The following is a 25,978-nucleotide window of genomic DNA, read 5'->3' as shown; positions in this document are numbered from 1 at the left end:
GGGACCCGGAAACGCCTCGGAAGAGACCAGGGAAAGACCCCGAAGAGATCCGGAACCGCGAAGACGCCGCGCCGACCCGCGTGAAACCAGAGGAGCCGAACCATGAGTGGTCCCGCCGAGCCGCCGTTCCCGCACTCCCTTCTCGAAGCGCTGCGGAGCTCGCCCGACGACCCGGCCTTCGAGCAGGGAGACAGGATCGTCTCGCGAGGTGAGCTGCTGGAGACGATCCGGCGGCTGGCGGGGGCGATGCTCGACGCCGGGCTGGGCCCCGGCCGGGCCGTCGCCGTCCGCACGGCCGTCTCCCCCGAGGCGTTCGCCGCCCACATGGCCGCCCACGCGCTGGGCTGCCGGGTCGTGGGCGTCCGGCCCGGCTACCCGGAGGGGCATCTCGCCCACGTGCTCGGGATGGAGGTCGACGCCCTCCTCGTCGACCGGTCCACCGTGACGCCGGAACTGCTCCGGGCCGCCGGCCCCGTCACGCTGCTGTCGCTCGGGCCGTGTCCCCCGCCGCTGCCGGCGTCGGCGATCGACCTGCTCGCCGACACCGGCACCGGCGAGGGCCAGCCCCTCGTCGTCGCGGCCCGTCCGGACGACGTGGCCGCCCTGACCTTCACCAGCGGCAGCACCGGCCGCCCCAAAGGCTGCGCGATCACCTATCGCGCGCTCGGCGAGCACTGGTCGTGGCAACCCCGCCTGTGGTCCCCGGTCACGGACGAGCTCGCCTCGGCCTTCGGGCGCTACATGCTGTTCGGCACCCTGGCCAGCATGGTGGTCATAGAGTTCCTGGGGCTGTGCCTGCTGGGCGGCGGCACCGCGGTGATCCCCGAGGACGACGGGCGGCCCCTGTTCCCGTACGCGATCGAGCGTCACCGGATCACCGGCTCCATCGTGACCGTGCCGCGGTTGTGCCAGATGCTCGACCTGCTCAGGAAGGAGCCGGTCGACGTCGGCTGCCTGCGCGCGCTGATGGTCTCCGGGTCGCCGCTCGGTCCGGGGCGTCTGGCGGAGGCTGTGAACAGGCTCGGTCCCGTGGTCTACCAGGGGTACGGGCAGACCGAGGTGGGCCTGATCTCGTTGCTCACCCCCGGGGACATCGCCGCGTTCCCGGACCAGGCCCTGGCTTCGGTCGGGCGGCCGAACTCGGGCGTCGAGATCAGCGTGCGCGACGAGGAGGACCGCGAGGTGGCCGTGGGGGACACCGGTGAGATCCACGTGCGCAGCCCGTACCTGATGTCGGGTTACTGGGGGGATCCGGAGGAGACCCGCGCCACCCTGCGGGACGGCCGGCTGCGCACCCGGGACCTCGGCCACCTGGACAAGGAGGGTTTCCTGCACCTCGCCGGCCGGACCCGCGACGTGATCATCGTCAACGCGATAGTGGTGTACGCGGGAGCCGTCGAGCGGGTGCTGAGCGGCCATCCCGACGTCGCCGAGGCGTACGTGGCCGGGGCCCCGGACGAGCTGACGGGAGAGGCCGTCCACGCGTTCGTCGTACCGGCCGAGGGCGCGGTTCCGGACTGCGATGCCCTGGCCGCGCTGGTGGGCGACGAACTCGGTGAGGGCAGCGTCCCCTGGACGATCACGGTGCTGCCCTCCGTCCCGGTCGCCGCGAGCGGCAAGCCCGACAAGCGCGCGCTGCTGGAACTGCTCGACCCGCGGGCTCTCTGATCGTTCTCTGAGAATTCCCCGCCAACACTGGGGACGTCCGTTCGACCGGATCGCTGTGACGGAGGTGTACGTGCCGGACAATGCGCTGGACTACGTGGTGATCGGTGCCGGCCCCGCGGGGCTGCAGCTGGGGTACTTCCTCGGCAAGGCGGGACGGAGCTACCTGATCCTGGAGGCGGGCCCCGCGCCGGGCACCTTCTTCCGGACCTTCCCGCGCCACCGACAGCTCATCTCGATCAACAAGAGGTACACCGGGTCGGACGACCCGGAACTCAACCTCCGGATGGACTGGAACTCGCTGCTGTCGGACGATCCCGGCCTGCTGTTCACCCGCTACAGCGACCGCTACTTCCCCGAAGCCGACGACATGGTCCGCTACCTCGCCGACTTCGCCGCGGCCTGCGACCTGCGCGTCACCTACGACGCCCGCGTCTCCCAGGTCACCCGCGCCTCCGGCACGGGCCACTTCCTGGTGACCGACGAGCGAGGCCGGACCCACGAGGCCAGGCGGCTGGTCGTCGCGACCGGGGTCAGCCGGCCCAACATCCCGTCCATACCGGGCATCGAGACGGCCGAACCCTACGGCACCGTCTCCACCGACCCGTCCGACTACGTGAACCAGCGGGTGCTCGTCATCGGCAAGGGCAACTCGGCGTTCGAGACGGCCGACAGCCTGGTCGCGACGGCCGCGGTGATCCACGTCGCCGGGCCGAACTCCATCCGGCTGGCGTGGCGCACCCACTTCGTCGGGCACCTGCGCGCGGTCAACAACAACTTCCTCGACACCTACCAGCTCAAGTCCCAGAACGCGGTGCTGGACGGCGACGTCAAGCGGATCGAGCGCCAGGCCGACGGCTCGTACCTGGTGACGGTGAGCTTCGTCCGCGCCGACGAGGTCACCAAGGACATCCCGTACGACAGGGTCATCGTCTGCGCGGGCTTCCGGATCGACGCCTCGATCTTCTCCGACGAGTGCCGCCCGGAGCTGACGATCAACGACAGGTTCCCCGCGCTCACCCCCGCCTACGAGTCGGTGAACGTGCCCGATCTCTACTTCGCCGGGACCGTGACGCAGTCCCGCGACTTCAAGCGCGGCACCAGCGGGTTCATCCACGGCTTCCGGTACGGCACCCGGGCGCTGCACCGCATCCTGGAGAACAGGTACCACGGTGCCGGGTGGCCCGGTTACGAGCTCCCGGCCGATCCGGAGGCGCTCGCGGCGGCGGTGCTCGAACGGGTCAACCGCAGCTCGGCGCTGTGGCAGCAGTTCGGGTTGCTGGGCGACGTCGTCGTCCTCGACGGCCACGGCGGGGCGCGCTATCTGGAGGAGCTGCCGGTCGACCTGGAGGGACCGCCGATCGGCGACGGCGGCCACTTCACGATCACGCTGGAGTACGGGCCGGAGCACGACCAGGTCGACCCGTTCGACATCGGGGTGGGCCGGATCCGGCAGAACGACGCCGAGCGCGCCGCCGAGGGCCACTACCTGCACCCGGTGGTGCGGTACCACCGGGCCGGCGCGCCGACGGCCGTCCACCACGTCACCGAGAACCTGGAGAACGAATGGACCTCCCGGGAGACCCACGTGGAACCGCTCCGCGCGTTCTTCGCCCGCCAGGTCGCCTCGGTCCCGGCGTGACGGACGCGAGAACGCCGTGCGTGGCGGGTGAGCGCCCCCCGCACGTGGCGGACGCGAGAACGGCGCAGGGGGCGGGTGAGCGCCCCCCGCATGTGGCGGACGCGAGGACACGGGCGGCCCCGGCGGCCCCGCGTACCCTCCGCGAGTTCGAGGCCGCGGCCCGCGCGCGCCTCGCCCCGGAGTACTACGACTACTTCGCCGGCGGGGCCGGGGACGAGGTCACCGTACGGGCCAACGAGGCCGCGTTCGGAAGGCTCTCCCTGCTGCCGCGGGTGCTGCGCGGCGCAGGGAGACCCCGGACCGACGTCACCCTGCCCGGCGGCCGGGCGGCCATGCCCGTGCTGGTGGCGCCGACCGCGTTCCACCGGCTCGCCGACCCCGAGGGCGAGCGGGCCACCGCGCGGGCGGCGGCCACCGCCGGGACGATCATGATCGTGAGCATGGCCTCCACCGTCGCCGTCGGGGACGTGGCCGCGGCGGCGCCCGGGGCCACCCTGTGGTTCCAGTTCTACGTCCAGCCGGACATGGCCTTCACCGAGACGCTCGTGCGGCGCGCCGAGGCGGCCGGGTGCCGGGCGCTGATCGTCACGGTGGACTCACCGGCCCACGGCCTGCGGGACCGGGAGCGGCACCACGGCCTCCAGGACCTGCCCGAGGGCATGGCCTGCGAGAACCTGCGCGACGGCGGGCGGGTGCGGCCGATCGTCATGTCGCCGGAGATCTCCTGGGAGCACATCGACCTGCTCCGGGAGATGACGGCGCTCCCGATCGTCCTCAAGGGCGTCGCGCATCCCGCCGACGCGCGCCTGGCGCTCGACCACGGCGTCTCGGGGTTGCTGGTGTCCAACCACGGAGGCCGCCAGCTCGACACGGTCCCGGCCGCCGTCGACCTGCTGCCGGAGATCGTGGCCGCCGTCGGCGGGGCCGTCCCGGTGCTGATGGACGGCGGCGTCCGGCGCGGCACCGACGTGCTGAAGGCGATGGCGCTGGGCGCCGCCGCGGTCGCGGTCGGCCGCCCGGTGATCTGGGGGCTGGCCGCGGACGGCGAGCGCGGCGTGACCCGTGTCCTCGACCTGCTCCGCTCGGAGGTCGAGCACGCGCTCACCCTGTGCGGCTGCGCGTCGGTCCACGATCTCGATCCGGGCATGGTGCGACGGTCATGCCGGTGACCGCGCCGGTCAGGGCGGTGGCGGTGGCGGTCGCCGCCGCCACTGTGCTGAGCCTGCCCCGATGGCTCCCCGCCAGGATCGTGGCGTTGCGGACGCGGGTCTTCGCCCGGATCAACGGGGAGGAGGGGATCACCGTCCCCGGAGACCTGGTCGGCGTCGAGAGGTTCAGGGAGATCTACTCCCACCCGGCGGCCGGCGGCCGGAGCAGGGGAGCCGCGCTGTCGGACCTGTTCTGGTACTGGCTGTCGCCCGGTGCCGAGATGCACCAGGAACACATCGAGGCGGGAGAGCGGTACGACGCGGTCGCCCGCGCCACGCGCGGCTTCCTGTCCGTGCCGCGCGTGGAGGCCGAGGAGCTCACCCGCCGCTGCGTCGCCCGGACGCTGCGGGACGCGGGGGGACTGGTCCGGCTGCGCGACCTGATGATGCCGGTCTGGGCGGAGTTCTACTACGAGCTCGTCTTCGGCGAGCCGTGCCCGCCGGCGGCGCGTGACCTGATCGTGGGCAACGCGGACGACGTCGTCACCGCGCTCAAGTGCTGCGGGCTGCGGCACATGGACCGGCGCGACCGGCTGACCCGGCACCTCTCCGGCCTGCTGCCCAGGGTGCGGGACCGGCTCCCGGCGGGGTTGTCGGCCCGGGAGCAGGCCCTCTATCTGCAGGGAGCCTTCTTCAACACCGCGGTCGTCCAGATGTCGGAGGCCATGGCCCACCTGCTGATGGTCCTCGCCCAGCACCCGGACGCCCAGGCCGGGGTGCTCGCGGGCGACGAGCGCCACCTCGACCGCGTCATCTCCGAGACGCTGCGGCTCTACCCGCTCTTCGGTGTCGCCCACCGCATCACCACCGGCGACATCCCCCTCGACGAGCGCACGACGATCCCGGCCGGCTCGGTGCTGTGCTTCGACTATCCCGCCTTCCACCGCGAGGGCTTCCCCGACCCCGACCGTTTCGATCCCGGCCGTTTCGGCACGGACCGCTCGCACGCGGACTACTCGCATCTGGACCGTTCGGGCCAGGTCCGTCCGGAGCCGGACCGCTCAGGCCGGGACGGTCCCGCTTCTGATCGCCCGGCCCCCGGCTGCCCCGCCTCCGGCCGTCCCCGCCCGGGCCGGCCCGCGGTCCGGGAGCTCAACCACATCCCGTTCGGCGTCGCCGCCAACCGCCCCTGCCCCGCCTGGAGGCTGGCGCCGATCACCATGCGGGTCGCGGCGCGGGAGGTCCTGCGCGCGTACGCCCTCGACTCCTCCGCCTCCCACACCCGGTCGATGCCCAACCGGGGACCGTGCCTGCTCGTTCCGCGGGGTGTCCCCAAGGGGGCGGCCCATCGGGCGGCGCTGGTGTTCATGCGGTTCCGCGACCGCTGGGAGGACGTCTGGCGCAGCCTCGTACAGCTCGTCCTCGGCACCTACATGGTCTGGGACGCGCGCAGGCAGCGGCTGTGTGAGCGCCACTTCGCGGAGGCCGACCGTTCGGCCGCCGCGAAGAGCAGATGATCGTCCGGACCACGAGCGGAGAAAACGGTATGCCCACCCTGGCGCAGGTCACCGCCGGTGACCCGAACCTCGAACTGATCCTCAAAGTCCTGCCCGCCCTGGTCGTCATCCTGCTGGCCGCGGCGATATGCGGCCGGCTGGCGCTCATGATGATGCAACCGCGGGTCCTCGGCGAGATGGTCGCCGGCGTCCTCCTCGGCCCGACGCTGTTCGGCCAGTTGTTCCCCGAGGCCCAGGCGGCCGTGTTCCCCGCCGAGGTCAGGCCGGTCCTGTACGTGCTGAGCACCATCGGGCTGACGCTGTACATGTTCCTGGTCGGTGCCGGGCTGGACCACGGCGCGTCGCCGCCCGGCCAGGGCCGCCGGGCGGCGACGCTGGCGTTCTCCGGTATCGTCCCCTCCCTGCTCCTCGGCTCCTGCGTCGGTCTGCTCCTGTGGGACATGCTCTCGCGCCCCGACGTCAGCCGGTGGGAGTTCGCCCTGTTCGTCGGGGGAGCGCTGTCGCTGACCGCGTTCCCCATGCTGGCCAGGATCCTGTACGAGCGGGGGCTGGAGAACTCCCCTCTCGGAAAGCTGACCCTGGTGGCGGCCGCCATCGACGACGCCCTCGCCTGGTGCATCCTCGCCGTGCTGTCGGCGATGCACCTCGACGCGGGTCCCGGCGACGCGGTGCGCACCATCGCCCTGACGGTGCTGTTCGCGGTGGTGATGCTGAAGGTGGTCGCGCCGCTGCTGCGGCCCCTGGGCGAGGGCGTCGCGCGGACCGGCCGGATCGGCCCCGGCGCCATGTACGTCGTCGTCCTCGTCCCCCTCACGGCGGGCTGGCTCACCGACTGGATCGGGGTCTACGCGGTCTTCGGCGGCTTCCTCGCCGGGCTGGCGATGCCCCGCGACGCGGCGTTCCGCCGGGCGCTGCACGGCCGCATGATGGACGTCGTCTCGACGCTGCTGCTGCCGGTCTTCTTCACCTTCTCCGGGCTGAACACCCATCTCGACGGCATCACCGGCGGTCCCATGCTCCTGGCGTTCGCCGCGATCCTGGCCGCGGGTTTCTGCGGGAAGTACTTCGGCTGCTCGCTGTCGATGAGGGCCCTGGGATTCGGCTGGCGCGAGTCCTACGCGGTGGGGGCGCTCATGAACGCGCGGGGGCTGATGATCCTCATCTTCATCAACATCGGCCTGGCGCAGGGCATGATCACGCAGGAGCTCTTCGCCATTCTCGTGCTCGTGGCCATCATCACCACCGCGGGAGCCTTGCCGCTGTACAAACTGGCGCTGCCGGAGCGTTACGAACGTGCCCACGAATCCGGGCCCGCCGGCCCGGACACACGCTCCCTGGAGGAACAGGCCGAGAAATCCCATTCCTCGTGACCGCTCGAATACGTTGAACGCCTGAACGCAGTACAGATATCGTTTTGTGATCAGCCGAACACGGTGTGAGCATTGCCGTGTAACTTTCAATTATTCTGGTAACCCTGGTAATTCGGCGGGAGGAATGCCACGGTTGTTCCGTGGCTGTGACATCGGGGACATCCGGCACGCTCGCTCGCCGGCTGCTCCTCGTCGAGGACGACCCCGAGCTCGGGCACATGCTTGTCGGGTTGTTCACCGAGCAGGGATACATGGTCGACCTGGCCCCGGAGGGACAGCGCGGTCTTCACCTGGGCCTGAGCCGCCCGTACGACGTGATGATCGTCGACCGGGGTCTCCCGGTGGTCGACGGCATCGAGTTGCTGACACGGCTGCGCCGCCGGGCCGTCACCGTGCCGGTGCTCGTGCTGACCGCCTTCGGCACGGTCGCCGACCGGGTCACCGGGCTCGACGCGGGCGCCGAGGACTATCTGGTCAAGCCGTTCGAGATCGAGGAGCTGCTGGCCAGGGTGCGGGCGCTGCACCGCAGAAACCTCGACCACGCCAGGCTGCTGCCGCTCGGCGCGGGCTGGCTGGACTCCGATTCCCACACCGTGGGGCTGCCGACCGGCGAGCAGGTGACGCTCTCGGGGCAGGAGTGCCGGCTGCTGAGCGCGCTGGCGACCCGTCCGCGGCAGGTGCACACGCGCGCCTCGCTGCGCCAGCGCGTCTTCGACGGCGCCCGGACGGAGTCGATCGTGGACACCTACGTCTACTATCTGCGCAACAAACTGGGGGCGGACGTCGTACGCACCGTGCGGGGTGTGGGATACCGCCTGGGCGGGCTGTGAGGAGGCGTCCGCCCCACGAGCCGGAGCGGTACCTGCTGCTCCGGGCCCGTCGCCGGGTCACCATGCAGGTGGCGGGCGCGATCTCCGTGATGCTCGCGCTCGGCGGGATGATGGTGTACTGCGTCATCACCAGCGACCAGGACACCTCGGCGCGGCGCGACCTGGCCGTCGCGGCCCAGCACGCGTACCTCTCGCGGCCCCCGCCCTGCGTCTGGCTGTTCGAACTGCACGGCGGCACCGTGCTGAGGTCTCCCGGCGCGCCGGCGGTGCTGCCGGTGCGTGCCGCGCTGCATCAGGCCGCCGCCGGACGCGAGCCCCGGGTCGGCCGGATCGAGATCGCCGGGCAGTCCTATCTCGTCCACACCCAGCGGCGCGGCGGCGTGGCGGTCCAGGCGGCGATGGACCTGCGCTACCAGGCCGCGGAGCGGCACCGGCTGCTGCGCACGCTCGCCGCCGCGGAGCTCACCGGCCTGCTGGCCGCGCTGATGATCGGCCAGATCGTCGCCCGGGGGGCGATCGCGCCCCTGGGCGAGGCCCTGGCCCGCCAGCGCCGGTTCGCCGCGGACGTCAGCCACGAGCTGCGCACCCCGCTGACCCGCCTGCACATCCGCGCCCAGATCGTCGCCCGCGGGTTGCGGCGGGAGACCGACCCGCTTCTCGCCGCGGCCGAGGTCGACCAGCTGGTGAACGGCACCCGGCAGCTGGGCGACGTGGTCGAGGACCTGCTGCTGACGGCCCAGTTCGGCCAGCTGCGGCGGCCGTTCGCCCCGGTCGACCTCGCCGCCCTGGCCGAGGAACTCGCGCTGGCCGAGGCGGCCCGCGCCGAGGCGCACGGCGTGACGATCGAGGTACGGCGCCAGGGGCCGGGCGGCCACGTCGTGTGCGGGGCGCAGTCCGCGCTGCGCAGGGTGATCTCCGCGCTCCTCGACAACGCGCTCACCCACACCCGCGCGGGCGGCCACATCTGGGTGGTCCTCTCCAGCGGCCCGGAGACGGTCCGGCTCGACGTCCGCGACGACGGCGTGGGCCTCGACCCCCGCGACGCCGAACGTCTCTTCACCCGGTTCGTCGGCGGATCCCGAAGCGGGGGCCTGGGCCTCGGTCTCGCCCTCGTCCGCGAGGTGGTCGACGGCCACGGCGGGACCGTCACCGCGGACGGGCGCCCGGGAGCCGGGGCGGTGTTCACCGTCCGGCTCCCCGCGGACCCTGCCGGGGCGGCGCGGTTCCCGTACCTCCCGGAGCCCGTGGGCCACCCGGCCACGCGGCCGGAGGACTCAGGCGGCGGACCCCACCTGGAGGGCCGAGGCGTGCCCGGCCGGTCGGGAGCCCGCTCCGGTCCCGGGCCGGAGCCGTGACCCCGTACCGGTGCGCCGACCCGCGTCCGGCACCTCGCGAGATCGGACGATCACTCTGAAAGGCGATGAAGCCTCAACCGGCCGACGAAGGGATGGGCTGGGGGCCGGGGCACGCCGTGCGGGAGCGTGTGATTGGCTATGGCCCCGTGGACGTCGCTGAGATGCTGGGACTGCTCGGGGCCGGGACTCTGGCCGGGGTGGTCGGCACGGTGGTGAGCCTGGCGTCGATCGTCTCCTACCCGGCACTGCTCGCGTTCGGCCTGCCCCCGCTGGCCGCGAACGTCACGAACACGGTGGCGCTGACGTTCCACGGGGTGGGCGCGACGCTCGGGTCGCGGCCCGAGCTCGCCGGGCAGGGCGGCAGGGTCATGCGGCTCGGCGTGACGACGCTGATCGGCGGGGCGGTGGGATCGGCGCTGCTGCTGATGACCCCTTCCGACACGTTCGAGGCGATGGCGCCGTGGCTGATCGCCATCGCCGCGCTGCTGCTGATCCGCCCGCCCAGGGTCGGGGGAGGGTTCGGCGGCGAGGACGGGTGGGCGGCGCGCGCCGCGCTGTTCGGCGTCGCCGTCTACATCGGCTACTTCGGGGCCGCGGGCGGGATCCTCATGTTCGCGGTGCTCTCCGCCGTGCTCGACCAGGCGCCGGTCAGGGTCAACGCGATCAAGTCTGTCGTGTCCTCGCTGGCGAACGCGGCGTCCACGGTCGCCTTCGCCCTCTTCGGCCCGGTGCAGTGGTCGGCGGTGGCGCCGCTCGCGCTGGGATTCTTCCTCGGAGGCCTGCTCGGGCCGCCGATCGCCCGCCGCCTGCCCGGCCGCGCGCTCCGGTTCGGCGCCGCCGCCTGCGGGCTGCTCGTCGCGATCAAACTCGGCGCCGACGCCTACATGTGAGCCGCCCGAGGGGACTCGCACCAGTCGACAAGCCTTTCCACGCAGGTGCCGAGGACCTTCAGCCGCCCGTGGGCAGGAGGTCGAGCGTGCGGGTGAGGGCGGCGCGGCCGGCGCGCAGGGCGGCGGCCGGGTCGGTCCCGGCCGGTCCCTGCCAGCGGAGATAGACCATGGTGGAGCCGTGGCGCACCGCCACGGCGACGTGCGCCACGGAGTCGCGATAAGTGGGCCGGGGCGGCAGGTCGGGGCGCCGTACGGCGAAAGTCTCGATCTCGCCCGTCCAGGGCCCCCTGGCGAAGGGGACGAGATGGGGACCGACACTGTAGGACCTCGGGTCCTCGGAGTCGCAGGGCTTCTCCTCGCTATCGGTTGGGAAGCCCGATCCGCGCCAGATGAGCGGCCGGACGCGGGCCTCCTCGGCGCTTCGCTCGTCGGCCAGGAACAGCACGTCCTCGCGGACGGAGATCGCACCGATCAGGCGGCGCGTGACGGCCGGAGCGCCGCCGTGCACGTTCTCGTCGAAAGCCGCCGCGCAGACCAGGTCATGAGTGAGACCGACGGGGTCGGGCCACGGCTTCATGTCCTTGCCGTAGACGGAGGGCGGGGGCAGGGCCGCGGCCATCGCGGCCGAGGCCGCCCGCGAGCCGGCGCCGGTCGGTGCGGGTGCGGCGGGGGCGCCCCCCACGGCGGCCAGCACGGACGCCGCCGCCGCGGTGCCCTCGTGCAGCGGTCGCGGGTCCGGTCTGCCGCCCGCCTCGAACGGCCAGGCCCACGACACCTCGGCCAGCAGCGCGCCATGTGTGGCCACGATCGTCGCACTGGCGCCCGAGTCGCCTTCTTCCGTGAAGTACTCCGTGGTGACCAGGGCCCGCAGCCCGCGCCATCCCCCGCGGTCGAAGTCGCCCACGTCACTGATCGCGTAGTCGCGACGGTCGCACTTCCCGGCGCCTCGCCGGGTCGCCGAGATCAGGCGGCTCGCCTGATCGGGCGAGGTGATCCAGAACCGAACCACCAGCGGCTCGGGCACCTCCGGAGCGCGCAACTGGGCGGTGTAGGCGGGCACGCCCTCGGGTGGCAGCCGTGCCTCGATGCCCCGCTCCCGCTTCGGCCAGCACCAGTGCAGGAGGGGGGTGCCCAGGTTCGTGGCGAAGGGGGCGAAGGTGAGGTCCGCCAGAGGGCTCTCGAAGACGTCGTCCCTCAGGCGGCCCCGCAGCCGCTCGGCGATCTCCTCCACGGAGGTCGCCGCGTTCGCGGGCATCGGCAGCGCGGGCGTCTTCAGCTGGTCGAAGCCGCCAAGGACGAACAACAGGGTGACGGCCGCGATCGCGACGCGCGGCCCATGACGCCTGGAAAGATCCACAAAGGACATGGTGCCGTACACCCGGCCAAGGAGCGTTTTCCGGCTCTCCCCGGAACCGCAGGGCCTCCCGGCCCCGTCCGCGAAACCCCGCGTGACCATGGGGGAGACCCCGGTGCCGACCCTTGACATCGAGATTCCCTGGGGTCACGCTGTTGCGTATAGCGCCGACTGTTCCGCCTTCCGAAACTGGGGTTTATCGCGATGATCCCTGCCTGTCCCCTCGCGGCCCTACCGCCAGGTGAGGCCCACCGGCTCGACGTCGACCCGCCCATCGCCGTCTTCCACACCGAGGACGGCGAGATCTACGCCGTGGACGACACCTGCACCCACCAGGACGCCTCTCTTTCCGACGGGTGGCTGGAGGGCTGCGAGATCGAGTGCCCGCTGCACGCGTCGAGCTTCGACCTGCGGACGGGACGGCCGAGCTCTCCTCCCGCCAAGCTGCCGCTGCGCACCCACCGGGTGGTGGTCGAGGACGGCACCGTCTACGTCATCCCCGCGGAGGAGCCCCCGAACCTGCCGCCCGGCGTCCGCGCGAGCACCGCGTGAGGATTCGAGCACCGCGTGAAGAGGAGCGATCGTGACCGCGAGAAGCCTGCCCCCCAGCGTGATCGCCACCCTGCCAGGCGGCTACTACACCGACGAGATCATCTTCGCCCTGGAGCAGGCCCGCGTCTTCGAGACGATGTGGTTCTGCGTCGCCCGCGCGTCCGACCTCGGCAAGCCGGGGGCCTTCCGGACCGTCCAGGTGGGCCGCGAGAGCGTCCTCGTCAACCGGGCCAGGGACGGCTCGATCCGGGCCTTCCTCAACGTGTGCCGCCACCGGGGCGCCCGGATACGGACCGAGGAGTCCGGCGAGGTCAAGCGGTCCTTCCAGTGCCCGTACCACGCGTGGACCTACGACCTCGAGGGCAAGCTGATCGCCGCGCCGAACCTCACCAAGATGCCCGACATCGACCGGGTGGAGTACGGGCTGATCAACGTGCACGTGCGCGAGTGGATCGGGTACGTGTGGGTGTGCCTCGCCGACGAGCCGCCGTCGTTCGAGGCGGACGTGATCGCCGAGGCGACGCACCGGCTGGGCGACGAGAGGTCCATCGAGAACTACGACATCGCCAACCTCCGGGTGGGCCGCAGGATCGTCTACGACGTGAAGGCGAACTGGAAGCTCATCGTCGAGAACTTCATGGAGTGCTACCACTGCGCCACCATCCACCCCGAGCTCACCGAGGTGCTGCCGGAGTTCGCCGACGGGTACGCGGCGCAGTCCTTCGTCGGGCACGGCGCGGAGTTCGGCGAGGAGATCCGGGGGTTCACCGTCGACGGCTCCGAGGGGGTGGACCGCATCCCCGGGGTGGGCGAGGACCAGGACCGCCGCTACTACGCGATCACCATCAAGCCGCAGGTCTTCGTCAACCTCGTGCCCGACCACGTGATCCTGCACCGGATGTTCCCGCTGGCGGCCGACCGGACGATCGTGGAGTGCGACTGGCTCTTCCTCGGCGACGTCGTGGACTCGGGCAGGGACCTCGGCCCGTCCGTCGAGCTCTTCCACCGCGTCAACGTGCAGGACTTCGAGGCCTGCGAGCGGTGCCAGCCCGCGATGAACTCCCGGGCGTACGCTCAAGGTGGGGTCCTGGTGCCCAGCGAGCACCACATCGGGGCCTTCCACGACTGGGTGCTCGACAAGCTGGGAACCGGGCCCGGCTGAGCGCCTGTATTGTGCGCTCTCGAAGGTGACCGGCCGGAAGGAGGCGCGAGGATGGCCAGGAAGGCCCCGCGCGACGACGTCAACGAGGACGGCCTCGAGGTCGGCCCGCCCAAGGAGTGGGCCGCCGGCATCCCGGGGGTGACCCGGTCGCTGGTGGCCGCGAACGCCCAGATGGGCGTCGGCCGCACCCTGCGCACCCTGGCCGTGGTCAACCAGAAGGAGGGCTTCGACTGCCCCGGCTGCGCCTGGCCCGAGGGCGGGCACCGCAGCCCGGCCGAGTTCTGCGAGAACGGCGCCAAGGCGGTGGCCGAGGAGGCCACCGTCCGCAGGGTCACCCGCGACTTCTTCGCCCGGCACACCGTGGACGACCTGGCCCGGCACACCGACTACTGGCTCGGCCAGCAGGGACGCCTCACCGAGCCGATGCACCGGCCCGAGGGCTCCGACCACTACGTGCCGGTGAGCTGGGACGACGCGTTCGCCATCGTCGCCCGTGAGCTGCGCGCCCTCGACAGCCCCGACGAGGCGCTGTTCTACACCTCAGGGCGCACCTCCAACGAGGCCGCGTTCGCGTACCAGCTCCTGGTGCGCAGATTCGGCACCAACAACCTGCCCGACTGCTCCAACATGTGCCACGAGTCCAGCGGCTCGGCGCTCAACGAGACGCTCGGCATCGGCAAGGGCACGGTCTCGCTGGAGGATCTTTACCAGGCCGACCTCGTCTTCGTGGTCGGCCAGAACCCCGGCACCAACCACCCGCGCATGCTGTCGGCGCTGGAGCGGGCCAAGCGCGGCGGCGCCCGGATCATCGCGGTCAACCCGCTGCCCGAGGCCGGGCTGCTCCGCTTCAAGAACCCGCAGAAGGCCTCCGGCCTGGTGGGCAGGGGCACCACGCTGGCCGACCGGTTCCTGCAGATCCGCCTCAACGGCGACCTCGCGCTCTTCCAGGCCATGTCGCTGCTCCTGCTCGAAGCCGAGGACGCCGCCCCCGGCACCGTGGTCGACCGCGCCTTCGTCGAGACCCACACCCACGGCTTCGACAAGTGGGCCGAGGACCTGCGCTCCCTGGACTGGGCGGAGGTCGAGGAGGCGACCGGCCTGGACCGCCCGGCCGTCGAGGACGCCGTACGGGAGGTGCTCGGCGCGAAGTCGGTCATCGTGTGCTGGGCGATGGGGCTCACCCAGCACAAGAACTCCGTCGCCACCATCAGAGAGGTCGTCAACTTCCTGCTGCTGCGCGGCAACGTGGGCCGCCCGGGGGCGGGCGTGTGCCCGGTGCGCGGCCACTCCAACGTCCAGGGCGACCGCACCATGGGCATCAACGAGAGGCCCCCGGCGTGGTTCCTCGACGCCCTGCGCGACGAGTTCGGCTTCGAACCGCCCCGCGACCACGGCCTCGACACCGTGGAGGCGATCCGCGCGCTGCGGTCGGAGCGGGCGAAGGTCTTCGTCGCGATGGGCGGCAACTTCGTGGCCGCGACCCCCGACACGGCGGTGACCGAGGAGGCGATGCGCCGGGCCCGGCTGACAGTGCAGGTGTCGACCAAGCTCAACCGCTCCCACGCCGTGTGCGGGCGGGAGGCGCTCATCCTCCCCACTCTGGGACGCACCGAGCGCGATGTCGCGCCCGGCGCCCGCGCGGGCCGCTTCGTCACGGTCGAGGACTCCATGGGCATGGTCCACGCCTCGCGGGGCAACCTGCCGCCCGCCTCCGGCGACCTGCTCTCCGAGGTGGACATCGTCCGCCGCCTGGCGACGGAGCTGTTCGGCGCCGACCCGCACGTGCCCTGGGAGCAGTTCGCCGACTACGACGTGATCCGCCACCGCATCTCCCGGGTGGTCCCCGGGTTCGAGGACTTCAACCTGCGCGCCCGCCTCTCGGGCGGTTTCACGCTGCCCAACGCGCCCCGCGACGAGCGCCGCTTCCCGACCGCGACGGGGAAGGCCAACTTCACCGTCAACCCCCTGGAGGTGCTGCGGGTCCCGCCGGGGCGGCTGCTGCTCCAGACGGTCCGCAGCCACGACCAGTACAACACCACGATCTACGGCATGGACGACCGCTACCGGGGCATCCGCAACGGCCGCCGGGTGGTCTTCGTGCACGCCGACGACCTGGCCGAGCAGGGTCTGGCCGACGGCGACATGGTGGACCTGGTCAGCGAGTGGCCCGACGGCGAACGCAGGGCGGAGTCCTTCCGCGCGGTCGCCTATCCCACCGCGCGCGGCTGCTGCGCCGCGTACTTCCCGGAGACCAACGTGCTGGTGCCGCTGGACTCGGTCGCGGAGACCTCCAACACGCCCACGTCCAAGAGCGTCGTGGTCAGACTCGTCGGCCGCTCCCCGTCCCTGGACGGTTCCTGACGCGCGGCCTCAGCCGACGCCGAACTCGCCGGCCTTCACGTGGTTGAGGAAAGTGGTCCATGCGGTGGGGGTGAGGAGGAGTTTGGGGCCGTCGGGGTCCTTGGAGTCGCGTACGGCGATCAGGTCGGGGTGGCCGGTGGCGTCTTTGAGCTTCGCGACCTCGACGCAGTCGCCGCCGTTGTCTCCGGAGAAGCTTGATTTGATCCACGTGACGTTATTCAGGTCCACTTTTCCTCTACCGCCCTTTGGATGAGCTCGATGGACATGCTTAGCGGCAGCGCTTCGGTCCGGATGGCCTCAAAACGCTCCACGGCCGCCGTGACGTCTTCCTGATCGCTTGTGATGAGACCGCGCACGGTCGTCTCCGCATACAGTACGTCGCCTCCTCCGTCCAGCGTCGCGATTACGAACTCCGGGCTGGCCGGGAGTTGCCCCGTCTCCACTCCGCTGATCAGGGACTCGCTGAAGTGGATCCGCTCGGCCAGCTGGCCCTGGGTGAGGCCCGCCGCCTTCCGGTAGTAGCGCAGCTCCCTGCCCCAGATCGCCTGAGGCGTATAGAGATTGGAGATGATGCCCTCCTTGTCGGAGTCAACAAAAGGTCCGCGAACTCCAGCCCACAGTTTTCGTAACCGTTCCGCTACCAAGAGTGGTGATGCCTGGGCACGCTGAACATACGAAATCCGAGGCGGAGAGAGAAAACATGGAAGAGGCACTCAAGGCGAGCGCGGTGCTGACCGAATATCGCTGCACGATGAATCCCGGACTTTCCCCGCTGGGGGAGAAGTGGATACCGCGCGAACCGAGAAGCGTCGCGTCCGCCCGCCGGTTCGTGCGCGACGTCGCCACCGACTGGAAGGCGTCGGGGGACACCCCGGAAATCGCCGAACTCCTGGCCTCGGAACTCGTCACCAACGTGCTGGCGTACGGCTCGCCGGACGTTCCCGCCGTGAGCCCCGTCCGCGTCACGGTCGGCAGGGAGAGGGAGTCGCTGACCGTGGACGTTCACGACACGTGCATCGCGGTCCCGCGCCTGGGACGGGCCGGCGGCCTGGAGATCTCCGGCCCGTCTCAGGCATGGTCTCGCCATCGTCCAGGACCTCTCCCGCAACTGGGGCTGGAGACCCTCACCCCCCGCGGCAAGTCCGTCTGGTTCCAGCTGACGGCCTGGCCATGAAACGAAGGGCGAACCGGCCGAGCAGCCGGCACGGAGATGGCGGAAACTGAACACGAGCCGACCATTTTCCGACACCGGCGGTGTCCATCCATCCGAGAGGACCATCGGAGAGAAGGAGCCAACATGCGAGGGATCCCGCCGGTCGGGGAAACCGATGCCCCGGCCCATGACCGGCGCTCGGCCGGGGATCTGCTGGCGCTGGCGCGGAGAGGAGACGGTGAGGCGTTCCGCGGGCTCGTCGAGCCGTACCGACGTGAGCTCCAGGTGCACTGCTACCGCATCCTCGGCTCGGTGCAGGACGCCGAAGACCTGCTGCAGGAGACGTTGCTGGCGGCATGGCGCGGGATCGGCGGCTACGAGGAACGCGCGTCGGTACGGACGTGGCTCTACCGGATCGCGACCAACCGCTGCCTCAACGCACTGCGGGCCGGTGCCCGCCGTCCGCGCGAATACGCGGCCTACCGATCGGAGGTCCCGTTACCCGAGCCGTCGCACCGCCGAGCGGAACCGAGCTGGCTGGAGCCCTACCCCGACGCGCTGCTCGACGAGATCGCCGACCACATGCCCGGGCCGGAGGCGCGGTACGAGGTCAGGGAGTCGGTGTCGCTGGCGTTCCTGGCGGCGCTGCAGCAATTGCCGCCGAGACAACGTGCCGTGTTGGTGCTGCGGGACGTACTGGGACTCCGGGCCGCCGAGGTGGCGAGCATCCTCGACACGACCGAGAACGCGGTGACCAGCGCGCTGAGACGAGCACGGGGCACGCTGGCGAACGAGCTACCGGATCCCGATCGGGAGAGCGCTCCGCTACCGAACTCGCCACAGGAACGCCGGATCGTGGACGGTTTCACCCGTGCCTTCGAGGCCGGAGACGTCGATGCGGTCGTGGCCATGCTGACGAACGAAGCGTGGCTGACCATGCCGCCACTGCCACTGGAATACCAGGGCCCAGAGGCCGTCCGGCACTTCCTGGCCACGGTCGCGCTGCGCGACGGGCGCCGATACGTGCTGATCCCGACGCGGGCGAACGGCCAGCCGGCGTTCGGCTGTTACCTGCGTGACCCGCGGACACCGATCCTGCACGCACACGGAGTGTTCGTGCTGACCCTGACCGGCGACCGGATCGCCGCGCTGACACGATTCGTGGACAACTCACTTCTGACGGTATTCGGACTTCCACGGTCGCTGCGCGCCTGATCGGCCGCGTACGGACCGGAGGTCCGACGCAGGTGTCCGGCGGCGCGTGCAAAAACCATGCGTGAAAAGCCATGCATGAAAAATGCCATGCGTAAAAGACCATATGCGAAAAATAATGCGTGGAAAGAGGCGGCAGATCTTCAGGACTTCCAGCGAACTGTATCCGCCCGCGCATCCGTAGAAAATCCGAGCAGAAGGAGAAACGGTGAGTACCGACGGGGGACGGATGACGTCCGAGCAGGCATGGGTGTTGGGGCTTGCCTCACTGGCGTCGTTCATGATGGCCCTGGACAGCCTGATCGTGACGACGGCACTGAGCACGATCCGGCAGGAACTGACGGCATCGGTCGAATCACTTGAGTGGACCGTCAACGCGTACAACCTGACGTTCGCGGTGCTGCTGCTGACCGGAGCGGCACTGGGTGACCGGTTCGGCCGGCGCCGGATGTTCGTCGTCGGGCTGGCGGTGTTCACCATCGCGTCGGTGGCCTGCGCGCTGTCCCCGGACATCGGCACTCTGATCATGTCCAGGGCGGTGCAGGGGGCCGGTGCCGCGATGGTGCTGCCACTGTCGCTCACCCTGATCAGCGCGATGTTCCCGCCGCACCAGCGAGGTAAGGCGATGGGGCTGTACCTGGGCATCACCGGCCTGGCGACGTTCGGCGGCCCGTTCATCGGTGGCGTCGTCGCCGAAGGACTGGCCTGGCAGTGGATCTTCTGGCTGAACCTGCCCGTCGGGGTGATCACGATCATGCTCGCGGCGCGGCGCGTCGACGAGAGCGTCGGCCCGAACAACCGGTTCGACCTGGGAGGGGTCGTGCTCGTGACCTTGGGCGCGTTCGGCGTCGTCCGGGGTCTGGTCCGCGGGAACGTGGCGGGCTGGGGCAGCGCGGAAGTACTGAGCGCGCTGGTGCTGGGCGTCGCGCTGGTGGTCGCCTTCGTGCTCTGGGAACACCGCACGAAGGCGCCGATGCTGCCGATGCGGTTCTTCCGGCTGAGGGCGTTCGCCACGGCCAATCCGGCGAACTTCCTCGTGTTCGCCTCGCTGTACGGCACGCTGTTCTTTCTCGCGCAGTACTTCCAGACCGCACTCGGTGAAGGGCCGCTCGGTGCCGGTTTGCGGCTGATGCCGTGGACCGCGACGCTGATGGTGTGCGCACCGATCGCCGGCAGATTGGCAGACAGGGTCGGCGAGCGGAATTTCGTGGTCGGCGGGCTGCTGCTCCAGACCGTCGGCATGAGCTGGATCGCCATGGTCGCCGATACCGACACGGGCTATCTCGAACTGCTGCCTGCGCTGATCATTGGCGGGGTCGGACTGACCATGGCCATGCCCGCGGCGCAGAAGTCGGTGGTCGGAGCGGTGCGACCACAGGAGATCGGCCAGGCGTCCGGCGCGTTCATGATGCTACGAATCCTGGGCGGGGTGTTCGGTGTCGCGGTCACGGTCGCCGTCTTCGCGGGTGCCGGGGGCTACGCGTCAGCCGAGGAGTTCAGTGCGGGCTTCACCGCGGCGATGGCCGCGGTCGCCATGTACGCGTTCGTCGGCATGCTCGTCGCACTCGGCATGCCGGGCAGGCGAGCGGCTGCCACGGCCGTGCCACCGCAGGCGGCGGGTGCCGTACCTCAGGGTGAAGGTGTTCCCGGCCCGTCGAGGTGAAGCCCGCACCGAACTCCTCGGCTGACACCCGTCACCACCGCCGAGACGGCGCTCGGCCTGCGCGGGCTGCCGGGTGAGCCCGAGCCGCGAAGGCGCTCTTGGCCGGTGTCGGATCCGCAGGACTTCACGCCGTCGGCGAAGGCGTCCCGCTCGCGGCAGGGCTACGGCGGAGCCCCTCCACCGGCGCGGGTGAAGGGGCTCCTGTCAGGGGCCCTGCGTCAGGGGGTCAGCCTGGAGGGAAGTTGCCGTTCTTGGCGACGGGCAGGGCCAGCTGGCTGGCACCGCTGAGGACGGCCGGCTCGATCGGGAGACCGGCGAGGACGGGGTTGATGTGCCGCAGGGTCAGCGAGACCGCGGGCAGGGCCGGCGTGACGATGTCGAACTTCTCCAGGTCGATCCACCGGACGATTTTGAGCACCTCGTCCGGGATGTTGTCGCCGGCCTTCTGCACCGGGACGCACAGCTGGCGGGCGTTGAGGACCTGCGCGCCGTGCGTGGGGATGATCGGGGTCAGGACGGGGTTGAGCTGGCGCAGGGACAACTGCTGGTTCAGCGAGGTGTTGGGGGTGATGCCGTAGCACTTGAGGTCGATGTGGCGGACGAGTGACAGCACCTCGGCGGGTGGGAGCACGTTGTTCTTGATGACCGGCACGCACAGCTGCTGCGGGGTGTTGAGGGAGATCTGCGTGCGCGGCAGGCTCTGGAACAGCGGGTTGAGGTGGCTGAGCACGAGGCCCGTGGTCACCGTGGTGCCGGAGATCTTGTAGCAGGCCAGGTCGATGTACCTGATGAAGTTGAGCGCGGGTGACGGCGGCGTCTGGTTGTTCTTGGCGACCGGGACGCACAGCTGCTCACGCTGGCCGAGGGTGACGGTCTCGATCGGCAGGGAGCCGAGCACGGGGTTGATGTGCCGCAGCGTGAGCGTGGTGGCGGGCGGCTGGTACGGGCTCGTCTTGAAGCATTCGAGGTCGAGGAAGGCGGTCAGATCCTTCGGCGTCGGCAGCGCGAGGGCGCTGGCGGGCGGCACGCAGAGGAATGCCACGGCGAGTATCGCAACGACGGCGGATGCGAGGCGCCGGAACATCGTTTTTCTACGCCCGTGAATTCCGGTTACGGCTCGGTCCATTGTGGCTCCAAAATCTGGGGGGCGGGCCTTCTCAACGCCGAGTGTGTGCCGCCGCGACCGTACTTTCAATATTTTTGACACTTTTTGTTGCACATAAAATTCGGGCCGACGGGCCGGGGATTTATCATCGGGTATAAAAGCGTTGTCGGCTCGCCGGTAATCGGAACGAAGCGGCTTTGTCTGGGCTCTGCCAACCTGATGGTGCGGGCCGCGGGAAACCTGTATGGGATGGGTTGACCCGGGAGCGGAATCACGGTAAAGAGGAAGTCCGGCGCCCTGACCGGAGAGCCTTCTTTCGCCGCGACCCTGCCGCCGAATGGCTGAAGTCGAGAGGGAGGGGGTCAGGGACCCTCCTTTCCGGAACGAAATCCTTCCCGGTGGAAATTCGCGGGCCGAAGCCGGTCCGAACGTCGCCGGTTCTTTCTCGAACGAAAACAAGGTTTACGTCAGGTTCGAACTTCGGAACGGCGCGCCGGAGCCTTTCCAGCTGTGAGGCCGGATATGGCAGGGGATCCGCGTTTCGATTCCGGGCTCATATCCATTGCTCGGGACTTCCCGGGAAGTGCGAATCTTTCGGCCTGGGAAAAAGGGGGACCTCCGGCTCCCGGACGGCTTCGCGCTGCCCAACGGCTCGCCGGACGTTCCCGCCGCGAGTCCCGTCCGCGTCAGGGTGGGCCGGGAGAGGGAGCTGCTGATCGTGGACGTCCACGACACGTGCATCGCGGTCCCGCGCCTGAGACGGGCCGGCGACCTGGAGATCTCCGGCCCGTCTCAGGCACGGTCTCGCCATCGTCCAGGCCCTCTCCCGCAACTGGGGCTGGACCCTCACCCCCCCCGCGGCGAGTCCGTCTGGTTCCAGCCGACGGCCTGGCCATAGGTTTTTCTACGGTTTGATTCCGGCCAGTACAGTACGTGGATGGCGAACCTACGAGAGCAGATTCTCGCCGAACTCGGCGTCAAGGCGACCATCGTTCCCAAGGTTGAGATCCGGCAGCGGGTCGGCTTTCTCAAGGACTACCTGCGGGCGACCCCGGCCAAGGGATATGTGCTCGGGATCAGCGGCGGCCAGGACAGCACGCTGACCGGCAGGTTGTGCCAGCTCGCCGCCGAGGAACTGCGTGCCGAGGGGCACGAGGCCACCTTCGTCGCGATGCGGCTGCCCTACGGCGTGCAGGCCGACGAGCACGACGCGCAGATCGCGCTGGAGTTCATCCGGCCCGACCGGTCGATCGCGGTGAACGTCAAGCCGGGCGCGGACGCCGTCGCCGCCGAGACGGCGCTCGGCCTGCGCGGGCTGCCGGGTGAGCCCGAGCTGCGGGACTTCGTGCGCGGCAACCTCAAGGCCCGCGAACGCATGGTGATCCAGTTCGCGATCGCCGGGCAGCTGAGCCTGCTCGTCGTGGGCACCGACCACGCGGCCGAGGCGGTGACCGGCTTCTTCACCAAGTACGGCGACGGCGGTGTCGACATCACCCCGCTGACCGGACTGACCAAGCGTCAGGGAGCCGCCCTGCTGCAGGAGCTCGGCGCGCCACCGAGCACCTGGGAGAAGGTGCCGACCGCCGACCTCGAGGACGACCGGCCCGCACTGCCCGACGAGGTGGCACTCGGCCTGACGTACACCCAGATCGACGACTATCTGGAAGGCGTCGACGTCGCGCCGGACGTGGCGGCGAAGGTGGAGTCGCTCTACCTCGCGACCCGGCACAAGCGGGCCGTTCCGGTCAGCCCGCTCGACGACTGGTGGCGGGCCGAGAGCGCGTCCTCCACGGCTGCTGGTCACCCTTCCCCCGTCGGTCGCTGATCGAGCGCGTGACCGCCGTCGCCGGAGGGCTCGAAGGTCGTGCACCTGCGGCATCCCCGGCGCTCCGGACCGGATGCGCCGACGGTGGCGACGAGCTCGCCGCCATGGGAGCGGGCGGGGGCGGAGCCGGTCATGGCGCGGCGCGTATGTCTTTGACCTGGACCGTGGTCCAGGATCTAGCTTTCTGTCCATGACAACGCCTCAACGCGGAATCGGTTCCGGCTTCGGTGCCCGCAGCACCGCGGACGATGTCCTGCACGGGATCGACCTGTCCGGAAAAATCGCTGTCGTCACCGGCGGCTACTCGGGACTCGGCCTGGAGACGACCCGCGCGTTGGCACGTGCCGGAGCGCGCGTCGTCGTCCCCGCCCGGCGACGGACGGCCGCTCAGGAGGCGGTCGAGGGAATCGACGGTGTGGAGGTCGACGACCTTGATCTGGCCGACCTCGGCAGTGTCCGCGGATTCGCCGAGCGCTTCCTGGCATCGGGCCGGGACATCGACATCGTGATCAACAACGCCGGGGTCATGGCCTGCCCCGAGACGCGGGTGGGCCCGGGGTGGGAGGCGCAGTTCGCCGTCAACCATCTCGGCCACTACGCGCTCGTCAACCGGCTCTGGCCGGCGATCGCACGCGGTGGCGGGGCGCGGGTGGTGGCCGTGTCCTCCGGCGCCCACGCGATCACGGGCATCCGCTGGGACGACGTGCAGTTCGAGCATGGATACGACAGGTGGCAGGCTTACGGGCAGGCGAAGACGGCGAACGTGTTGTTCGCGGCCCGGCTCGACGCGCTCGGCCGTGACGTCGGGGTGAGGGCGTTCTCGGTGCATCCCGGCAGTATCCTCACCCCGTTGCAGCGCCATCTCCCGAAGGAGGAGATGGTCGCCGCGGGGTGGATCGACGAGAACGGCGACCTGGCCGATCCCACCTTCAAGACACCCGAGCAGGGCGCGGCGACGCAGGTGTGGGCGGCGACCTCCCCGCGGTTGGCGGACATGGGCGGCGTGTACTGCGAGGACTGCGACATCGCGGAGCCGGCCGGCGACGACGGCCCGGGCGGTGGGGTGCGCGGCCATGCGACCGACCCCGACCAGGCCGCGCGCCTGTGGGCGCTGTCGGCCGGCCTCACCGGCGTCAACGCTTTCGTGTCCACGACCTAGCCCTGTTCTCCGTACATCGCGGTGGTCGAGGCATCCGGCATGGCCGGCCGGTCGTGGCTGCCTGGAACGACGGTTCGCGGGACTCGGGAGACAGCGAGCGTGATGGGCCGCTCCGGGCGCGGAGAAGGCATGGGGCCAGGAGGAACGGAACGTCGAACCGGATCGGTGTCGTTCCGGATCCGGGGGTGAGGAGGTCCTCAGCCGAGGAACGCCGCGGTGGTCGCCACGAACCGACCGGCGTCGTCGAGCCAGGGGTGGTGGCCCGCCCCCGGCTGCACCACGAGCGTGGCGTCGGGGAACAGCCCGGCGAACTCGGACGCCGACCGAGGGGGACTGTTCACGTCGAACTCCCCGGTGAGCAGCAGTACGGGAGCCTCGCAGGCGGCGAGGGCCGCACGGGTGCTCTCCGGGTGGAAGGCGCCCTCGGCCGCGAAGAGGGCGACAGCCTCTTCGTTGCCCGGCCGGCTGGAGGCATGGTGCTTCTGGGCCGCCGCGTCCCACCGGCCGTGGAAGAAGGGGGCGACGGCCTCCCAGTCGTCGCCGGTGCCCTCGGTGATCGCCTCCAGGGCGGCGAACGCCGCCGGGAACCACGGCTCGTCCTCGCGAAGCCGGGCGATCTCGCGTCGCGTCTCCCCGGTGATCGCTATCCCGACGGCCCGGGTGCCGGGGCCGATCAGGGCGAGCCTGCCGACGCGGTGCGGGTGGCGGGCCGCGTACTGCGTCGCGATGTTCGTGCCGGCGGAGTGGCCGAGCAGGTCCATCCGGGCGAGCCCGAGGTGGTCGCGAAGCGCCTCGACGTCGTCGGTCAGACGGTCGCAGCGGTAGGAGGCGATGTCCTCGGGGATCGCGGACCGGCCGGTGCCGCGCGGGTCCAGGAGGATCAGCCGGCGGTGCGCGGACAGGCCGCCGAGATCGCCGAGATAGGCGGAGTCCGTGGGACCTCCGGGGAGGCAGACGACCGGGTCGCCGCCTCCGTCTCCGGCGACGCGGTAGGCGAGCAGGGTTCCGTCAGGTGCGGAGAAGGTGGGCATGACGCGAATCGTGTCACTTATAACCTGGTTATACAACCGGGTTATAGCTGCGGGGCCGGGGTGTATAACCGAGCTATGGCAGGTGAAGAGGACGCCCACCGGAGTTCCGTGACGCTGACCGAGGAGCAGGCCAGGAGGATGCTCGCCGACGTGAACGACGTCATCCGCGCGGGGGAGGAGATGCGGAGGCTGCGCGCCGAAATGATCAAGATCTTCGTCGGCTACGGCTGGACCCAGGACAAGATCGCCCGGCTCACCGACATGAGCCAGCCCGCCGTCTCCAAGCAGGTGACGAAGTGCAGGGCGGACGACCCGTTCCCCTCGGTGGATCTCTCCCTCGACCAGCGCGACGTCCCCTGGCTCGAAGGACGCCTGTGGGGTCTCGCCGAGGAGATCTCCGAGACCTTCGACGGCACCGCCCGCTGCACGCGCCACGTCAACGCCATCGCCCGGGGAAGGAAGCGCTTCGACCCCCAGCATGTCGACGAGCTGAGACGCCTCGTCGAAGAGGACCTGAGGCTGCACCGGGCGGAGATGCCCGGCGACTACCGGGACGCCTACAACGAGATCAGCCGTGGTCTCGACGTCCCCTCGAAGGTCACCGCCACCACCGCGCCGGCCTCCGTGCGCCGCGCCCTCGCCTGCCGGATCCAGCGTGACCGGCTCGGGGGCGACGCCTGAGTCTGCGCCCAGGCGTGTGACCCGTCGGCGGGGAGCGGAACGCCGCGCTGAGCTCACATGCGCGTGTGCAGCTTTGTTGCAGCTTCCGTCCTCGCCATTGACGCCTTTTGACGGCCGACGTTATGGTCCAAGAGGCAGGAAAGCGCTTTCCGTGCCACCTTGTATGGATTCGTGTGCCTTCACTTGGACCAAGAGAGGGCCGACATGGATGGCCCTGAACCCTTCGCGCGCTCGCCACTTCCGCGTTCGGTCCAGGTACGCGCACGTCTACGCCGGCCACATGGCGGTCGGCGACCACCCCCT

At 70.6% G+C, this 25,978-nt stretch carries 22 protein-coding genes; 17 read left to right on the top strand and 5 right to left on the bottom strand.

Going from position 1 to position 25,978, the window contains the following annotated elements:
- The first annotated feature begins 102 nt into the window (after positions 1 to 102).
- The 8 genes from ACVCAG_RS14275 to ACVCAG_RS14240 all read left to right on the top strand — a co-directional run bounded on the left by ACVCAG_RS14275 (position 103) and on the right by ACVCAG_RS14240 (position 10,417).
- Positions 103 to 1,668: a class I adenylate-forming enzyme family protein gene (locus tag ACVCAG_RS14275; RefSeq protein ID WP_447189922.1), complete on the top strand. Its 1,566-nt coding sequence runs from the start codon at positions 103 to 105 to the stop codon at positions 1,666 to 1,668.
- A 70-nt stretch (positions 1,669 to 1,738) separates the two neighbouring features.
- The gene (locus ACVCAG_RS14270; protein WP_447189921.1) at positions 1,739 to 3,307 is read left to right on the top strand and encodes an NAD(P)-binding domain-containing protein; all 1,569 of its coding nucleotides are present in this window, start codon (positions 1,739 to 1,741) and stop codon (positions 3,305 to 3,307) included.
- A 20-nt stretch (positions 3,308 to 3,327) separates the two neighbouring features.
- Positions 3,328 to 4,476, top strand: a complete 1,149-nt coding sequence (locus ACVCAG_RS14265) for an alpha-hydroxy acid oxidase (protein WP_447189920.1) — start codon at positions 3,328 to 3,330, stop codon at positions 4,474 to 4,476.
- Entirely contained in the window at positions 4,467 to 5,972 is a 1,506-nt protein-coding gene (locus tag ACVCAG_RS14260; RefSeq protein WP_440083559.1) for a cytochrome P450, read from the top strand. The genes ACVCAG_RS14265 and ACVCAG_RS14260 overlap by 10 nt, the downstream gene beginning before the upstream one ends.
- Before the next feature lie 29 nt (positions 5,973 to 6,001).
- The gene (locus ACVCAG_RS14255) at positions 6,002 to 7,342 is read left to right on the top strand and encodes a cation:proton antiporter domain-containing protein (RefSeq protein ID WP_440083558.1); all 1,341 of its coding nucleotides are present in this window, start codon (positions 6,002 to 6,004) and stop codon (positions 7,340 to 7,342) included.
- 140 nt (positions 7,343 to 7,482) lie between these two features.
- A complete protein-coding gene (locus ACVCAG_RS14250; protein ID WP_440083557.1) occupies positions 7,483 to 8,172 on the top strand; it encodes a response regulator in 690 nt (229 codons plus the stop codon).
- Complete coding sequence (locus tag ACVCAG_RS14245; protein ID WP_440083556.1) at positions 8,169 to 9,527, top strand: ATP-binding protein; 1,359 nt, start codon at positions 8,169 to 8,171, stop codon at positions 9,525 to 9,527. The genes ACVCAG_RS14250 and ACVCAG_RS14245 overlap by 4 nt, the downstream gene beginning before the upstream one ends.
- 146 nt (positions 9,528 to 9,673) lie before the next feature.
- Positions 9,674 to 10,417, top strand: coding sequence for a TSUP family transporter (locus ACVCAG_RS14240; RefSeq protein ID WP_440083555.1), 744 nt, complete (start codon positions 9,674 to 9,676; stop codon positions 10,415 to 10,417).
- A gap of 58 nt (positions 10,418 to 10,475) precedes the next feature.
- On the opposite strand, the gene ACVCAG_RS14235 is transcribed toward ACVCAG_RS14240, so the two are convergent.
- Positions 10,476 to 11,774 carry a hypothetical protein gene (locus tag ACVCAG_RS14235; protein ID WP_440083554.1) on the bottom strand — a complete coding sequence of 433 codons (1,299 nt, stop codon included), beginning with the start codon at positions 11,772 to 11,774 and terminating at the stop codon, positions 10,476 to 10,478.
- Between the two features lie 201 nt (positions 11,775 to 11,975).
- On the opposite strand from ACVCAG_RS14235, the gene ACVCAG_RS14230 reads away from it, so the two are divergent.
- The 3 genes from ACVCAG_RS14230 to ACVCAG_RS14220 are packed head-to-tail and all read left to right on the top strand — an operon-like array spanning position 11,976 to position 15,846.
- A complete protein-coding gene (locus tag ACVCAG_RS14230; protein ID WP_440083553.1) occupies positions 11,976 to 12,323 on the top strand; it encodes a bifunctional 3-phenylpropionate/cinnamic acid dioxygenase ferredoxin subunit in 348 nt (115 codons plus the stop codon).
- A gap of 31 nt (positions 12,324 to 12,354) precedes the next feature.
- Positions 12,355 to 13,485 (top strand): SRPBCC family protein, encoded by a 1,131-nt coding sequence (locus ACVCAG_RS14225; RefSeq protein WP_440083552.1) that lies wholly within the window; start codon positions 12,355 to 12,357, stop codon positions 13,483 to 13,485.
- A 51-nt stretch (positions 13,486 to 13,536) separates the two neighbouring features.
- Positions 13,537 to 15,846, top strand: a complete 2,310-nt coding sequence (locus tag ACVCAG_RS14220; RefSeq protein WP_440083551.1) for an FdhF/YdeP family oxidoreductase — start codon at positions 13,537 to 13,539, stop codon at positions 15,844 to 15,846.
- 9 nt (positions 15,847 to 15,855) lie between these two features.
- On the opposite strand, the gene ACVCAG_RS14215 is transcribed toward ACVCAG_RS14220, so the two are convergent.
- Complete coding sequence (locus ACVCAG_RS14215; protein WP_440083550.1) at positions 15,856 to 16,074, bottom strand: DUF397 domain-containing protein; 219 nt, start codon at positions 16,072 to 16,074, stop codon at positions 15,856 to 15,858.
- On the bottom strand, positions 16,065 to 16,490 hold the full coding sequence (locus tag ACVCAG_RS14210) for a Scr1 family TA system antitoxin-like transcriptional regulator (protein WP_440083549.1): 426 nt from the start codon (positions 16,488 to 16,490) through the stop codon (positions 16,065 to 16,067). The genes ACVCAG_RS14215 and ACVCAG_RS14210 overlap by 10 nt, the downstream gene beginning before the upstream one ends.
- Positions 16,491 to 16,546: 56 nt before the next feature.
- On the opposite strand from ACVCAG_RS14210, the gene ACVCAG_RS14205 reads away from it, so the two are divergent.
- The 3 genes from ACVCAG_RS14205 (at position 16,547) to ACVCAG_RS14195 (ending at position 19,874) form a co-directional block, all read left to right on the top strand.
- Positions 16,547 to 17,020, top strand: a complete 474-nt coding sequence (locus tag ACVCAG_RS14205) for an ATP-binding protein (protein ID WP_440083548.1) — start codon at positions 16,547 to 16,549, stop codon at positions 17,018 to 17,020.
- 123 nt (positions 17,021 to 17,143) lie between these two features.
- A complete protein-coding gene (locus tag ACVCAG_RS14200; RefSeq protein ID WP_447189919.1) occupies positions 17,144 to 18,214 on the top strand; it encodes a sigma-70 family RNA polymerase sigma factor in 1,071 nt (356 codons plus the stop codon).
- Between the two features lie 205 nt (positions 18,215 to 18,419).
- Positions 18,420 to 19,874, top strand: coding sequence for a DHA2 family efflux MFS transporter permease subunit (locus ACVCAG_RS14195; protein ID WP_447189918.1), 1,455 nt, complete (start codon positions 18,420 to 18,422; stop codon positions 19,872 to 19,874).
- Between the two features lie 226 nt (positions 19,875 to 20,100).
- Here the strand turns inward: ACVCAG_RS14195 and ACVCAG_RS14190 are convergent, their stop codons facing one another.
- The gene (locus tag ACVCAG_RS14190; RefSeq protein WP_440083545.1) at positions 20,101 to 20,916 is read right to left on the bottom strand and encodes a hypothetical protein; all 816 of its coding nucleotides are present in this window, start codon (positions 20,914 to 20,916) and stop codon (positions 20,101 to 20,103) included.
- Between the two features lie 1,000 nt (positions 20,917 to 21,916).
- Here ACVCAG_RS14190 and nadE point away from each other — a divergent pair.
- Together nadE and ACVCAG_RS14180 are read left to right on the top strand one after the other, a co-directional pair.
- Positions 21,917 to 22,804, top strand: coding sequence for an ammonia-dependent NAD(+) synthetase (gene nadE / locus ACVCAG_RS14185; protein WP_447189917.1), 888 nt, complete (start codon positions 21,917 to 21,919; stop codon positions 22,802 to 22,804).
- Positions 22,805 to 22,994: 190 nt separating this feature from the next.
- Positions 22,995 to 23,963, top strand: a complete 969-nt coding sequence (locus tag ACVCAG_RS14180; RefSeq protein ID WP_447189916.1) for an SDR family NAD(P)-dependent oxidoreductase — start codon at positions 22,995 to 22,997, stop codon at positions 23,961 to 23,963.
- Positions 23,964 to 24,160: 197 nt separating this feature from the next.
- Here the strand turns inward: ACVCAG_RS14180 and ACVCAG_RS14175 are convergent, their stop codons facing one another.
- Positions 24,161 to 24,994 carry an alpha/beta fold hydrolase gene (locus ACVCAG_RS14175; protein WP_447189915.1) on the bottom strand — a complete coding sequence of 278 codons (834 nt, stop codon included), beginning with the start codon at positions 24,992 to 24,994 and terminating at the stop codon, positions 24,161 to 24,163.
- A 75-nt stretch (positions 24,995 to 25,069) separates the two neighbouring features.
- Here ACVCAG_RS14175 and ACVCAG_RS14170 point away from each other — a divergent pair, with 75 nt between their 5' ends.
- Entirely contained in the window at positions 25,070 to 25,675 is a 606-nt protein-coding gene (locus ACVCAG_RS14170; RefSeq protein WP_440083541.1) for a hypothetical protein, read from the top strand.
- Positions 25,676 to 25,978: the final 303 nt, after the last annotated feature.

It is taken from the genome of Streptosporangium sp. G12 (assembly GCF_052983175.1).
The sequence above is the reverse complement of the archived record's forward strand: the minus strand, read 5'-3'. Positions and strand labels throughout refer to the sequence as shown.

Excerpts from the sequence above, each read along its gene's own strand:
- ACVCAG_RS14275 (WP_447189922.1), top strand. The coding sequence starts at position 103 with ATGAGTGGTCCCGCCGAGCCGCCGTTCCCGCACTCCCTTCTCGAAGCG.
- ACVCAG_RS14260 (WP_440083559.1), top strand. The coding sequence starts at position 4,467 with ATGCCGGTGACCGCGCCGGTCAGGGCGGTGGCGGTGGCGGTCGCCGCC.
- ACVCAG_RS14255 (WP_440083558.1), top strand. The coding sequence starts at position 6,002 with ATGCCCACCCTGGCGCAGGTCACCGCCGGTGACCCGAACCTCGAACTG.
- ACVCAG_RS14230 (WP_440083553.1), top strand. The coding sequence starts at position 11,976 with ATGATCCCTGCCTGTCCCCTCGCGGCCCTACCGCCAGGTGAGGCCCAC.
- ACVCAG_RS14220 (WP_440083551.1), top strand. The coding sequence starts at position 13,537 with ATGGCCAGGAAGGCCCCGCGCGACGACGTCAACGAGGACGGCCTCGAG.
- ACVCAG_RS14205 (WP_440083548.1), top strand. The coding sequence starts at position 16,547 with ATGGAAGAGGCACTCAAGGCGAGCGCGGTGCTGACCGAATATCGCTGC.
- ACVCAG_RS14200 (WP_447189919.1), top strand. The coding sequence starts at position 17,144 with ATGCGAGGGATCCCGCCGGTCGGGGAAACCGATGCCCCGGCCCATGAC.
- nadE (WP_447189917.1), top strand. The coding sequence starts at position 21,917 with ATGGCGAACCTACGAGAGCAGATTCTCGCCGAACTCGGCGTCAAGGCG.
- ACVCAG_RS14180 (WP_447189916.1), top strand. The coding sequence starts at position 22,995 with ATGACAACGCCTCAACGCGGAATCGGTTCCGGCTTCGGTGCCCGCAGC.
- ACVCAG_RS14175 (WP_447189915.1), bottom strand. The coding sequence starts at position 24,994 with ATGCCCACCTTCTCCGCACCTGACGGAACCCTGCTCGCCTACCGCGTC.
- ACVCAG_RS14170 (WP_440083541.1), top strand. The coding sequence starts at position 25,070 with ATGGCAGGTGAAGAGGACGCCCACCGGAGTTCCGTGACGCTGACCGAG.